At 63.1% G+C, this 11,949-nt stretch carries 12 protein-coding genes; 9 read left to right on the forward strand and 3 right to left on the reverse strand.

The window, feature by feature from the left end:
- The 9 genes from VQ575_RS07815 to VQ575_RS07855 all read left to right on the forward strand — a co-directional run bounded on the left by VQ575_RS07815 (position 1) and on the right by VQ575_RS07855 (position 9,185).
- On the forward strand, positions 1-1,329 hold the full coding sequence (locus tag VQ575_RS07815) for a P-loop NTPase family protein (RefSeq protein WP_039594030.1): 1,329 nt from the start codon (positions 1-3) through the stop codon (positions 1,327-1,329).
- Positions 1,330-1,344: 15 nt separating this feature from the next.
- Positions 1,345-2,160 carry a Flp pilus assembly protein CpaB gene (gene cpaB / locus VQ575_RS07820; protein WP_039594031.1) on the forward strand — a complete coding sequence of 272 codons (816 nt, stop codon included), beginning with the start codon at positions 1,345-1,347 and terminating at the stop codon, positions 2,158-2,160.
- Between the two features lie 69 nt (positions 2,161-2,229).
- Complete coding sequence (locus VQ575_RS07825; RefSeq protein ID WP_039594032.1) at positions 2,230-3,567, forward strand: TadE/TadG family type IV pilus assembly protein; 1,338 nt, start codon at positions 2,230-2,232, stop codon at positions 3,565-3,567.
- Positions 3,568-3,575: 8 nt separating this feature from the next.
- The gene (locus VQ575_RS07830) at positions 3,576-4,055 is read left to right on the forward strand and encodes a TadE/TadG family type IV pilus assembly protein (RefSeq protein ID WP_039594033.1); all 480 of its coding nucleotides are present in this window, start codon (positions 3,576-3,578) and stop codon (positions 4,053-4,055) included.
- Positions 4,055-4,549: a TadE family protein gene (locus VQ575_RS07835; protein ID WP_039594034.1), complete on the forward strand. Its 495-nt coding sequence runs from the start codon at positions 4,055-4,057 to the stop codon at positions 4,547-4,549. The genes VQ575_RS07830 and VQ575_RS07835 overlap by 1 nt, the downstream gene beginning before the upstream one ends.
- Positions 4,543-5,763 (forward strand): AAA family ATPase, encoded by a 1,221-nt coding sequence (locus tag VQ575_RS07840; protein ID WP_325919407.1) that lies wholly within the window; start codon positions 4,543-4,545, stop codon positions 5,761-5,763. The genes VQ575_RS07835 and VQ575_RS07840 overlap by 7 nt, the downstream gene beginning before the upstream one ends.
- A 3-nt stretch (positions 5,764-5,766) precedes the next feature.
- Positions 5,767-7,209 carry a CpaF family protein gene (locus VQ575_RS07845; RefSeq protein ID WP_045156606.1) on the forward strand — a complete coding sequence of 481 codons (1,443 nt, stop codon included), beginning with the start codon at positions 5,767-5,769 and terminating at the stop codon, positions 7,207-7,209.
- Complete coding sequence (locus VQ575_RS07850; RefSeq protein WP_039594037.1) at positions 7,206-8,192, forward strand: type II secretion system F family protein; 987 nt, start codon at positions 7,206-7,208, stop codon at positions 8,190-8,192. The genes VQ575_RS07845 and VQ575_RS07850 overlap by 4 nt, the downstream gene beginning before the upstream one ends.
- 27 nt (positions 8,193-8,219) lie before the next feature.
- Complete coding sequence (locus VQ575_RS07855; protein ID WP_039594038.1) at positions 8,220-9,185, forward strand: type II secretion system F family protein; 966 nt, start codon at positions 8,220-8,222, stop codon at positions 9,183-9,185.
- Positions 9,186-9,522: 337 nt separating this feature from the next.
- Here the strand turns inward: VQ575_RS07855 and VQ575_RS07860 are convergent, their stop codons facing one another.
- From VQ575_RS07860 to VQ575_RS07870, 3 genes are read right to left on the reverse strand one after another with little or no spacing between them, the layout of a single operon-like run.
- Positions 9,523-9,792: a DUF3613 domain-containing protein gene (locus VQ575_RS07860; protein WP_039594039.1), complete on the reverse strand. Its 270-nt coding sequence runs from the start codon at positions 9,790-9,792 to the stop codon at positions 9,523-9,525.
- A 22-nt stretch (positions 9,793-9,814) separates the two neighbouring features.
- On the reverse strand, positions 9,815-10,528 hold the full coding sequence (locus VQ575_RS07865; protein WP_045156604.1) for a tetratricopeptide repeat protein: 714 nt from the start codon (positions 10,526-10,528) through the stop codon (positions 9,815-9,817).
- 47 nt (positions 10,529-10,575) lie between these two features.
- Positions 10,576-11,799 (reverse strand): type II and III secretion system protein family protein, encoded by a 1,224-nt coding sequence (locus VQ575_RS07870; RefSeq protein ID WP_039594040.1) that lies wholly within the window; start codon positions 11,797-11,799, stop codon positions 10,576-10,578.
- Positions 11,800-11,949 lie beyond the last annotated feature (150 nt).

Consider the following 11,949-nt stretch of genomic DNA (forward strand, 5'->3'; position numbering starts at 1 on the left):
ATGCACGTCATCAACGATAGCGATGCCTACCCCAGTGAACGCGAAGCGGTGCAGCGCCTGGCGCCGCAGCCGTGCACCATACGCGACACCGGCCTGAGCGACAGTTTCCTCGGCGAACTGGTGTGCAAGCACTTGCACGATGGCGGAGTACTGGACATGTCGCGGCTGGTGGAGCGCCTGGCCCTGACCGGCGCGGTCCTGGAGGAAGTCCTGGCGTTCCTGCGCAAGGACGGTCGCGTCGAAGTGCTCGGCCAATTGGGCCAGGCCGGCGGACAAACGCTGCGTTATGGGCTGACCGAACGCGGCCGCAGTTCAGCCCGCGACGCCTTGGCCCGCAGCGGCTACATCGGCGCGGCGCCGTTCCCGGTCAGCACCTATCGCTCGCTGATCAAGATCCAGACCATTCACCACGGTCGCATTACCGCCAAGGACATGAACCAGGCCCTGGCCGGCATGGTGCTCAGCCAAGGCATGCTCGATCAACTGGGTGTCGCGCTGAATTCCGGGCGGGCGATCATGATCTACGGCCCGGCGGGCACCGGCAAAACCTACGTCAGTAGCCGTTTGATCCGGCTGTTCGCCGAGGCCATCTGGGTGCCTCACGCGATTGTCATCAACGAATCGGTGATCGAGATCTACGACCCGCAGGTGCACCAGCGCCTGGACGACAACAGCCAGACGAACAACCTGATGCTCAACGAAGGCATCGATCGTCGGCTGTTGTGCTGCAAGCGCCCGATCGTTATCACCGGCGGCGAGTTGACCATGGAACAGCTGGACGTGCGCTACGACCCGTTCACCCGGCAATACCAGGCTGCCCTGCAACTGAAGGCCAGCAACGGACTGTTCATCATCGACGACATGGGTCGCCAGCGCATGCCCCCGGCCGAGCTGCTGAACCGCTGGATCGTGCCGATGGAGGAAAAACGTGACTTCATCAACCTGGGCGGCGGCCGTCACTGCGAGCTGCCGTTCGACCTGGTGCTGGTGTTTTCCACCAACCTCAACCCCTTGGAGCTGGCGGACGAAGCCTTCCTGCGGCGCATCGGCTACAAGGTGCAGTTCGGCTATCTCAAGCCGGACGAATACGAGCGCATCTGGCGCCAGGAATGCGAGCGCCTGGGCATCGCCCACGACCCGCTGCTGGTGCGCTATGTCCTGCAACGGCTGTATGGCGGCGAAGGCATGCCGCTGGTGCCTTGCCACCCTCGCGACCTGTTGAACATGGCGCTTGACCGCCAGCGTTACCTGGGCGGTTCCGGGCCCCTGTTGCCGCAAGAGCTGGAATGGGCCTGGCACAACTACTTCGTTCAGCTCGACTTCCTTTGATCTGGAGATACCGACATGAGCTCTCGTACGCTTCCGCTGATAGGCGTTTCCCTGGTAATGGGCCTTGGTGCCGCATGGATGGCTGACTCCTGGCTGAGCGCGCGACTCAACGCGTCCCCCGACGATCACCTGCGAAGCGTAGTGGTCGCGACGGTGGAAATCCCCTTCGGGCAAATGGTCGAGGCCCAGCAGGTCACGACCGTACGCATGCCGATGGACACGATTCCGGACGATGCGTTCGACAGCAGCGACAAGGCCGTGGGCAAGATCGCCACCTTCGACATCCTGCGCGGTGACATCGTGCGCGGTGCCCGTCTGAGCGAACATTTGGGCGGCAGCACCCTGGCCTCGCTGATCGCGCCCGACAAACGGGCCATATCGGTGCGCGTGGATGACGTGGTCGGTGTCGGCGGCTTCCTCTTGCCGGGCAACCGGGTCGATGTGCTGGCGACCAAGACCACCAGCGCCGGCAGCAACAGCGCGACGTCGCGGACCCTCCTGGAGAATCTGCGGGTGCTGGCAGTGGACCAGACCGCTGGTACGGACAAGACGCAACCGGTGGTGGTGCGGGCCGTGACCTTGGAGATGTCCGGCAGCGAAGCGGAGCTGCTGGTTACCGCACAGACCGAAGGCAAGCTGCAGCTGGCCTTGCGCAACCCCCTGAACCTGGAGAAAAAAGCCGTGGCCGTCGCGCCGCCAGCCCCTGCGCCGGTCATGGCGATGGCTGCCGCGCCGGTGCCAAGGCCAGTGGTGCAGCGCAGTGCCAAGCCGCAGGGCGGGGCGATCACGCTGATCCGCGGCGTGGAAAGCAGCGTGATCAATGTTCGCTGAATGACTGACCCGTGCCAGGCCTCCCAGGGCAGGGCGATACCGATCCTCAACGGTGTAGATGAGGGCTCGATGATGAATGCCAGTATCCGGCAGCCGTTGACGCTGCCTCGACGCCAAGGAGGGGCGGTAAGTGTATTGATGGTGATCGCGTTGGCGGCGATCGGCATGATGGCGGCGCTGGCGTTGGACGGCGGACACATGCTGCTGAACAAGACGCGGCTGCAGAATGCGGTGGATGCCGCGGCCCTCGGTGGCGCCAAGACCCTTAGCCAGGTATCCGGCGGCATGAACATGGCCAGCACGACCCGTGCGGCGGCCTTGGACACCCTGAGCAGAAACGCCAACGCCGTCGGCAACGCTGAACTGGCCACCGCCGTCGCCGGGAACCCGGGTGCCTTTGCGGCGGTGGAGCTGTCCAGCAGCGTCTACGGCCCGTTCTCTTATCCCGGCCCGTCGGACGCCAAGTACGTGCGGGTTTCGGTCCCCAGTTATCAACTCAACGGCTTCTTCTGGAGCTTCGTCCAGTCCGTGGGCGACGGCAGCCTGGGCGGCAAGGCCGTGGCGGCGATTGCCACCGCAGGGCCCAGTCCCACAGCGCCTTGCGACCTCGCACCGTTGATGGTCTGTGGCGACGCCAGCCAGTACGACCCGGCCGCCGGTAACTTCTGGAGCTACCACTTTGGCGACCTGGTGGTACTGAAAACGGCGGCGGGCAACACCTCGCCCATCGGGCCGGGCAATTTCCAGTTGCTTGATTTTGGCTCCGGTGGCAGCACGGTCCGTCAGGACCTGGCCGGCGGCGGCTCGGTCTGCCGCGCCGTGGGAGACACCGTCCAGACGTCGCCGGGCAATACCGTGGGTCCTGCGTCCCAAGGCTTGAACACGCGCTTTGGCATCTATAACGGCCCGGTCAGTGCCTCCGACTACCCGCCGGATCTGGTCACCTCTTCGAGCTCGCCGGCCATGACCTACAACGACACGCTCGCCCAGGCGCAGTACAAGGGCCAGGCGGTCACCTCGAGCGGCGGCGATTTGTCTGCGGGCGGCGAGGCGATCCCTGACTACAACGACTGGCGAGCCCAGGTTTCCGCCTGTGTGGCTGGCAGCGGCACGGGCTGCCAGAGCAACGGTGTCTTCGAGCGTCGGATGCTGAAAATCGTGGTGGGCAATTGCACCGGCAAACAGGGCGGCTCGACGTCCATTCCGGTGCTGGGGTTCGGCTGCTATTTCGTTGTGCAACCAATGAACGGCGGCGGCACCCAGGCGCAGATATTCGGCCAGTTCGCCTACGAATGCGAAGGCGACAACGTCCCGGGGCCGACCCCGAGCAGCGACGCCGGGCCGCAGATCATCCAGCTCTACAAAACCTATATCAACGGCAGCAGCACGCCGAGCACCGACTCGTAGGAGGCGTCATGACACAGGCCCCTTTCAAATCACCCTGCGGCCAGCAAGGCGTGGCGCTGGTGGAGTTCACCCTGGTGCTGCCGGTATTGCTGTTGCTGTTGCTGGCCTTCGGCGAGTTCGGCCGCATGCTTTACCAATACAACGTGCTGTTGCAGGCCAGCCGCGATGCCGATCGCTTCGTGGCCGGCCAAGCGTGGAACGCCACCCTCGGCACGGTTTCCCTCACCAGCACACTGCAGGCCCAGACCAAGAATGTCGCGGTCTATGGCGTGCCGAGTGCCACCGGCACCGCGGTGGTGTCCGGGTTGACCACCGACCATGTGCAAGTCGTCGCCGAAGGCGTCGACCATGTACGTGTCACCATCACGTTTACCTTCTGCCCGGTGATTGGCGCGGGCAGCTGCAGCGGATCGATTCCCGGTTTCTTCGGCAGCGCCATGTCCTTGGGCATCCCGCTGGTCGCGACCACCGTCATGAGGGCGTTGTGATGAACCGCAAGCAGATGGCCGGTACTTACATCGTCGAATTCGCGTTCGTGGGCCTGCTGGTGTTCACCCTGTTGTTCGGTGTGCTGGAGATGGGGCGGCTGTATTTCACCGTCAACGCGCTGGATGAAGCGGCGCGACGCGGAGCGCGCCTGGCGGCGGTGTGCAACATCAGCGACCCGGTGATCCTGCGCCGGGCCATCTTCAACGCCGCGACGGACTCAGGCGCCAGCCAACTGATTGGCAGCCTGACCACCGCGAACCTGGCGCTGACCTATCTGGACGTCAATGGTGCGGTGGTGGCGAACCCCGCCGATACGTCCGGTGCCAGCGGATTCCGCGCGATCCGCTACGTGCGGTTGAGCGTCCAGGATTTCGTTTTCAACCTGTTTATCCCCGGGCTGGGCGTGCCCATTACCTTGCCTGCCTTCAGGGCAACCTTGCCGCGGGAAAGCCTGGGGCGCCATATCGATTCAGGGGAGATCACACCATGCTGAACACTCGGGAAAACCCGCTGACGAGCGCCACTGGCAAGGCCGGGCTGCGGATACTGATCAGCAGCCGCGACGCCGCGTCCCTGCGTGACCTGCAATGCGTCTGTCAACGCATGCCGTGCCTGGAAGTGAGCACGCGCCTGGTCAGCAACGGCCATGTCGATCCGCTCTATGGCCTGGACCGCATGCCTGACCTGCTGTTGTTGCGGGTCAGCCATTTGTGGCGTGAAGAATTGTCCGCCCTGCTGCAGCGTCCGGCCCATGAGCGCCCGGCGATGCTGGTGTGCGGCCTGTTGGGAGAACAGGAGGGCATGCGCCTGGCGATGCAGGCCGGCGCTCGCGACGTGTTGCCCGAGCCGTTCGCCGATACGGAACTGGTGGCTGCGTTGAATCGCCTGGTGGCGGAGGTCCGCCTGGGCAGCGGCAACGAAGGCAAGCTGATTGCGGTGATCGGCGCCAAGGGCGGCTCCGGTGGAACCCTGGTGGCGTGCAACCTGGCCCAGCAGCTCAGCGCCCGGGCAGGCAATACGCTGTTGCTGGACATGGACCTGCAATTTGGCAGTGTGACCCATTACCTGGACGTGGCGCAGTCCCACAGTCACCTGGACGTGCTGCAACAGGTCGAGGATATGGACGGCGTTGCGCTGCGGGGTTTCTGCAGCCACTTCAGCCCGACCTTGCACGTGCTGGGCGGCCGGGCCGGCGAACTGTGCCTGCCCCAGGACGCCCAGCCGGAACAGCTCGACACCCTGTTGCAATTGGCCCGCTCCAGCTATGACTGGGTGGTGGTGGACCTGCCGCGGCAGATCGATCATCTCACCGGCTCCGTGCTGGAGCAGGTGGACCGGGTCTACGTCGTGCTGCAGCAAAGCGTCAGCCACCTGCGTGACGCCAGTGCACTGGTGCGGGTTCTTCGCGAAGACCTGGGTGTGCGGGGCGACCAGTTGCAGATCGTGGTCAACCGCTACGACAAGAACGCCGCCGTCAGCCTCAAGGACATCGGCGAGGCGCTGCGTTGCCCGAACCTTTCGAAATTACCCAATGACTTCAACGTGGTCAGCCAGAGTCAGAACACTGGCGTGCCGTTGGGGCTGCATGCGCCGAAGGCGGCCATTACCGTCGCCTTGCGCGATCTGACCGAAGACCTGGTCGGTCACCAGATGGCCTCGGACAAAGGCCTGCTCAAACGCGCCTTCAACCGTTTCTTCGGGGGATGACCCATGATCAGTGATTTTCGCAACCGCCTGCGCAAACAGCCCGGCAAACCCGCTGTCTCGATGGTCGCCTCGCACGGCGACAATGCTCCAGACCCGGCCGAAGGACTGATGGCCTGGGAACATGCGATTCCCGATGTGCCCTATGAAACCCGCAGCCAGGTCACCCCGGTGGAAGCCGAATGGCGGGAAAAGATCTACCAGCAGTTGCTCAAGGTCATGGACCTGTCCTTGCTCGATGCCCTCGAACAGGCCGAGGCCACGCGGCAGATCCGCGACATCTGCCAGCGCTTGCTTGAAGAACACTCGGCCCCCGTGAGTACGGTCAGCCGACAGTTGATCATCAAGCAGATCACCGATGAAGTGCTGGGGTTGGGGCCGCTGGAACCGCTGCTGGCCGACCACAGCGTGTCCGACATCCTGGTCAACGGTTTTGCCTCGGTCTATGTCGAGCGCTTCGGCAAGTTGCAGCGCACCGACGTGCGCTTTCGCGATGACCAGCACCTGCTCAATATCATCGACCGCATCGTTTCCAGCCTCGGGCGACGCATTGATGAATCCTCCCCATTGGTGGACGCCCGGCTCAAGGATGGTTCGCGGGTCAACGCGATCATTCCGCCGCTGGCGATCGACGGCCCAAGCATGTCGATCCGGCGCTTTGCCGTGGACTTGCTCAACACCGATAGCCTGATCCAGGTAGGCACCATGACGCCGGCCATTGCCTTGCTGCTCAAGGCCATCGTTCGCGGGCGCCTGAACGTGTTGATTTCCGGTGGCACCGGCAGCGGCAAGACCACCATGCTCAACGTGTTGTCGAGCTTCATCCCGCACAACGAACGCATCGTCACCATCGAGGACTCCGCCGAACTGCAACTGCAACAGCCTCACGTGGTGCGCCTGGAAACCCGGCCTTCGAATATCGAGGGACGCGGCGAGGTGAGCCAGCGTGAACTGGTGCGCAATAGCCTGCGGATGCGCCCGGATCGCATCGTCATCGGCGAGGTGCGTGGCGCCGAAGCGATGGACATGCTCACGGCCATGAATACCGGCCACGACGGTTCCCTCACGACGATTCACGCCAACACCGCCCGGGATGCGTTGGGTCGCGTCGAAAATATGGTGTCGATGACCGGGGCGACATTTCCCATCAAGGCCATGCGTCAACAAATTGCCTCGGCCATCGATGTGGTGATCCAGCTGGAGCGTCAAGAAGACGGCAAGCGTCGCGTCACCAGCATGCAAGAGATCAACGGTATGGAAGGTGAGGTCATCACCATGACCGAGATTTTCTCTTTTGCGCGCCATGGCATCGGCGAGCACGGGGAGGTCCTCGGTGAATACAAGCCCAGCGGCATGATCCCGGCCTTTCGCGATGTACTGGCCAAGCGCGGCATCGAACTGCCTCTGAGCCTGTTCCGACCCGAGTGGATGGAGGGCCGGCAGCCATGAAAGGTATCCCGGGTGAATTCATCCTGATGTTCCTTGGCATGGTCTTCATTGCCGTGTTCCTGCTGTCCCAGGGTGTGGTGGTGCCGGTGTTCGGCGAGGCCGGGAAAATGCGCAAGCGCATTCGCGGTCGCCTGCACGTCCTGGAGAAAGCCAACCACCTGCCCAATATGCAGACGGTGCTGCGGCAGAAGTACCTGACGCGCCTATCGCCCCTGGAAGCGCGGTTGGAACAGCTACCGTTCATGGCCCACCTGACACAGCTGATCGAGCAGGCCGGGCACGAGTACCGCGCCTACAGGGTGATGTTGCTCGGCCTGGCCCTGGGGGCGGCGGCGGGTGCCTTGGTGCTGATCGTCTGGCCGATCTGGTGGGTGGCGCTGTTGGTGGCGTTTGCCGTGACCTGGTTGCCGCTGTTCAAAATCATGCGTGATCGCAACAAGCGTTTCGCCGCGTTCGAGGAAGGCTTGCCGGACGCGCTGGACGCCATGTGCCGGGCCCTGCGCGCCGGACATCCGTTCAATGAGACCCTGCGCCTGGTCGCCGAGGAGCATAAGGGCCCGGTAGCCCAGGAGTTCGGTATGACGTTCTCCGACATCAACTACGGCAACGACGTGCGCAGGGCCATGCTCGGCTTGCTGGAGCGCATGCCGAGCATGACCGTGATGATGCTGGTCACCTCGATCCTCATCCACCGCGAGACCGGCGGCAACCTGACCGAAGTGTTGGAGCGCCTGAGTCGCTTGATCCGCGGGCGTTTCCGTTTCCAGCGCAAGATCAGGACGCTGTCGGCCGAAGGGCGGATGTCAGCCTGGGTGCTGGTGGCGATTCCTTTCGTGCTGGCGGTCGCCATTGTGGTCACCAGCCCCAGCTATCTGCCGGTGCTGCTCAATGATCCGATAGGCCACAAGCTGATCATCGGTGCGTTTGGCGCCATGTTGGTCGGGATCTACTGGATTAAAAAAATCATCCGGATCCAGGTTTGAGCGCTATCGCGCCCAGAGGTGACAGTCATGGACTATATGCTTGGGTTGTTCAGTCGATTTACCGGTAGCGAAGAACTGGCGCGCCTGTTGTTCGTCACGGTGATCGGCGTCAGTGCGGTGTTGGCAGCCGGCGCCGTCCTGTTGCTGATGCTCGGTCTGCAAGACCCGGTGCAGCGCCGCCTGGCGCTGATCAAGCGCGGTTACGCCGACGGCGCGGCGGGAAAGGAGGCACCAGGGAACCTGCAACTGTTGCTGGAGCGCGTCGGCCAACGTTTTGCCCCGGCCGAGGCGGCCCAGGCCTCCGCCACCCAGATGCTGTTGACGCATGCCGGCTATCGGTCTGCCTCGGCCGTGCAGATGTATTGGGCCGTGCGCCTGATGTTGCCGCTGATGTTGGTGGGGGTTGCGTTATTGCTGCTGCCGCTGGTCAAGGTATCCCTGGCCATCGGCCTGTTGGGCATCACGCTCATGGCCGGTGTTGGCTGGCTGCTGCCGGCGCTGTATGTCGGCAAGCGCAAACAGGCACGGCAAACCCGGTTGCGCGGCGCGTTTCCGGATGCGCTGGACTTGATGGTGGTCTGTGTCGAGTCGGGACTGGCCCTGCCCACGACGATCGAGCGGGTCGCTGAAGAAATGTCGGTCAGCCAGGTCGAACTGGCCGAGGAACTGGCCTTGGTCAACGCGCAGATCCGTGCGGGCATCACCAGCACCGAAGCCCTCAGGCAACTGGCCGTGCGCACCGGCCTGGACGATATCCAGGGCTTGGTCAGCCTGTTGGCGCAGAGCATCCGCTTTGGCACCAGCGTGGCCGATACCCTGCGCATCTACGCCGACGAGTTTCGCGACCGGCGCACCCAGGCAGCCGAAGAAATGGGCGCCAAGATCGGCACCAAGCTGATCTTCCCGCTGATCTTCTGCCTGTGGCCAAGCTTCTTCCTGGTCGCCATCGGCCCCGCCATGATCGGCGTGTTCAGGGCTTTCGGGAATATGTAGGAAAAACCAATCTCCCACAGTTTTTTGTGTTGTTCCGTTATTTCATGTTCCGCCAGAGATCCAGTGTCGGAGCGTGCCTGTTCGCGAAAGCGGTGCGACAGGCAGTGCAAGTGTTGGGAATGAGCCAGCAATCGCGAGCAACCCACTGGCGCTGTGTGGCCCGGCGGGCCAGGTCAGCCTGACACTGCACCCGTGGCGAGGGAGCTTGCTCCCGCTGGACGCGCAGCGTCCCCGGCCTGTTCAGTCAACACCCACAAACCAAAAGATCGCAGCCTCCGGCAATTCCTACATCGAGCGTAGGGTTGCCGGAGGCTGCGATCTTATAGTCTTGAACGCTTCATTCACTCTTGCTGACATCTCCCCCCATGTCCTGGTCAAAGAACATCGGGATCGGGTAGGTGAAGCTGTTGAGCCAACGCTGCATGGCCAAGTCGCGCTCGGCAGCCGATACGGTTTGCAGGTGGGTGGAAGCAACGACGCCACGAATCTGCAGCTGCATCCAGCTTTCGGTGCCTTGCTGTGCCGCCGAAGATGGGCCAGGCTCGATGGCCCAGGCGCTGGTGGACAAGCAAGCCATGCATACGATCATCAATTGTCTGGTTTTCATTTCCTGGACTCCTCGTAACGCGCTACTTGACCGCGCCGGTTGAGGCATCGACGACCTCGGTCGAGCGGTTTGATGGTGAGGTCACTGCGTTATCGGCCGAGCCCCTGATTCTTTCCGCGCGGGCTTGGGCATCAGCGATCTGCTGGGGGCTCAGCCTGGCCATGTTCGCGAGCTCGGCCGCCTGCTTCCAATTGTCCTGGTAGATCAGCAGGGTCACCATGTTGAACGCCGCCAGCGTGTCCGACTGGCGAAGCTCCATGGCGGTCATGAACTCGAAGCGGGCTTGTGGGATCCGGCGTTGGTTGAGGTAGACGACCCCCAGGTCATTGCGAATCTTTCCTTCGGTAGGGGCCATTTTCGCCGCGCGTTCGAGGTGTTCCGTGGCGCTGGCGTTGTCATGCCTGGCGGCAGCCAACTGGCCCAGGCCATGTTCCGCATCGGCGGCCAGGCAAGTCCCGAGCAGGCTTTTGTACAACGGCTCCGCGTCGCTGCGTCCCATCAGCCGCAGGACGCGAGCCTTGCGCAGGCGGACCTGGACCAGATCTTCAGGCAGCCCTTCAAGATTTGCGAGGCTGGCATACAGACGCCCCTCGTTGGCCATGTCATCGGCCAGGTTGAGGGCCAGTTCCTGGTCTGAGCCGGGCTTGGCGCACTGGGCCGGGCTCGAGGCCACGGTGCCGTTGCTGGCACAACCGGCGAGCATCAAGGACGCCGCTACCGCGATCATTGCTTTCATGGCATGCCCCCTGGGAGCCGGTTGATTTGCGCACTTCAAGTAAGCGCTCATTGGGACAACCCGCTGCGGTTGTCGAACTCGCCGTTTTCCAGGAAATACATGCGATAGAAGTTCGGGTCGTAGTTGCGCAGCTGTTCACCGGGCAGCGTCGGCAGTTGCGCATCGGCGGCCAACGGTTGGACCAGGTGCGGGGTGACGATCATCAGCAGCTCCCGCTCTTCGCGATTGATGGTGTTGTCACGAAAGAACGCGCCGAGTATCGGCACATCGCCCAACCCAGGGAGTTTGTTTACCTGCGAGCTGTTGCGGGTGCTGATCAGACCGCTGATGACGAAGCTCTCGCCGTCAGCCAGGGCAATGCTGGTATCGGTGCGGCGTACGGTCAGCGCCGGCACCAGGGTCCCGGCAATGTTGACCGCGTTGGTGAAATCCAGCTCGCTGACCTCAGGCGCCACTTTCAGCGCAATGCGGTTTTTACCAATGACCGTGGGGGTCAAGGTCAGGCGAATGCCGAACTCCTTGTACTCGATGGACACGTTGTCGCTACCCGCGCTGGGCACCGGAATCGGCACCTCGCCACCGGCCAGGAAACTCGCGCTTTGCCCGCTCAGCGCCACCAGGCTGGGCCGTGCCAGGGTATAGGCAAAACCGCTGCCCTCCAGGGCGTTGATCATCAACAGCGTCTTGCCGGTGGCAAACGACAAATTGAACATGTCGTTATTGACGGGTAGCGAAGGCCGGACGATACCGCCCACCGTGGGCAAGGTCCTTGGCGAGCCGAACAGGAAGTTGCCACGGGTGCCGAAGATCGAGGTCGAGGCTTCCTTGAGCTTGGTGCGGCTGACTTCGACGAAACGGATGTCGGTCTGCACCTGGGCGAGCAGCATGGGGTCTTCGGACGGCACGCTCGCGGCGCTGGTCAACGCTGCGGTGGCTCGGCCGGTGACGAAGATCATGCTCTGGCGCGGGATCTTCGAGCAGGCGGTCCAGACCATCAGGCTCGTGGCGCCGGGCATGAGCCCGGTAAGGATGAAGGCATCGTTGCCGCTGGGCTGCACGTCGGCGACTTTGGGGTCGCCCACCGCCAGCTTCGTGACAGGGGCCAGAATACGCAGTTCATTCTGCAGCCCTTGGCCGACCTCGAAAGTGGCGGGCAAATTTTCAAGTTGCGAACAACTGTCCGCCGCGGCATGAGCGGCATCCAGGCCAAGGCCCATCCAGAACAAGCAATGAATGAAGCGTCTTACGGTGGGCGGGGTGCAATGAGTCATGAAGTGATCCTCGATAGAGAGGCCATCCCTAGGCAATCAATTGCCTCGGATCACTTAAGGGGCCCGGGCTGCCCCTTTGTCTCTGACTGTTGCTGATTATTACTGTCAGGGGGCGACGAAAGGCGCCCCGAGTTCTGCTGTTGTGACAGT

This window comes from Pseudomonas frederiksbergensis (genome assembly GCF_035751725.1).
In the GTDB taxonomy this organism is placed as follows: domain Bacteria; phylum Pseudomonadota; class Gammaproteobacteria; order Pseudomonadales; family Pseudomonadaceae; genus Aquipseudomonas; species Aquipseudomonas frederiksbergensis_A.

Bases quoted from the DNA above. Each gene is read 5' to 3' on its own strand.
- VQ575_RS07850 (WP_039594037.1), top strand. From the start codon at position 7,206: ATGAAAGGTATCCCGGGTGAATTCATCCTGATGTTCCTTGGCATGGTC.
- VQ575_RS07845 (WP_045156606.1), top strand. From the start codon at position 5,767: ATGATCAGTGATTTTCGCAACCGCCTGCGCAAACAGCCCGGCAAACCC.
- VQ575_RS07870 (WP_039594040.1), bottom strand. From the start codon at position 11,799: ATGACTCATTGCACCCCGCCCACCGTAAGACGCTTCATTCATTGCTTG.
- VQ575_RS07830 (WP_039594033.1), top strand. From the start codon at position 3,576: ATGACACAGGCCCCTTTCAAATCACCCTGCGGCCAGCAAGGCGTGGCG.
- VQ575_RS07865 (WP_045156604.1), bottom strand. From the start codon at position 10,528: ATGAAAGCAATGATCGCGGTAGCGGCGTCCTTGATGCTCGCCGGTTGT.
- VQ575_RS07855 (WP_039594038.1), top strand. From the start codon at position 8,220: ATGGACTATATGCTTGGGTTGTTCAGTCGATTTACCGGTAGCGAAGAA.
- cpaB (WP_039594031.1), top strand. From the start codon at position 1,345: ATGAGCTCTCGTACGCTTCCGCTGATAGGCGTTTCCCTGGTAATGGGC.
- VQ575_RS07860 (WP_039594039.1), bottom strand. From the start codon at position 9,792: ATGAAAACCAGACAATTGATGATCGTATGCATGGCTTGCTTGTCCACC.
- VQ575_RS07835 (WP_039594034.1), top strand. From the start codon at position 4,055: ATGAACCGCAAGCAGATGGCCGGTACTTACATCGTCGAATTCGCGTTC.
- VQ575_RS07815 (WP_039594030.1), top strand. From the start codon at position 1: ATGCACGTCATCAACGATAGCGATGCCTACCCCAGTGAACGCGAAGCG.
- VQ575_RS07825 (WP_039594032.1), top strand. From the start codon at position 2,230: ATGATGAATGCCAGTATCCGGCAGCCGTTGACGCTGCCTCGACGCCAA.
- VQ575_RS07840 (WP_325919407.1), top strand. From the start codon at position 4,543: ATGCTGAACACTCGGGAAAACCCGCTGACGAGCGCCACTGGCAAGGCC.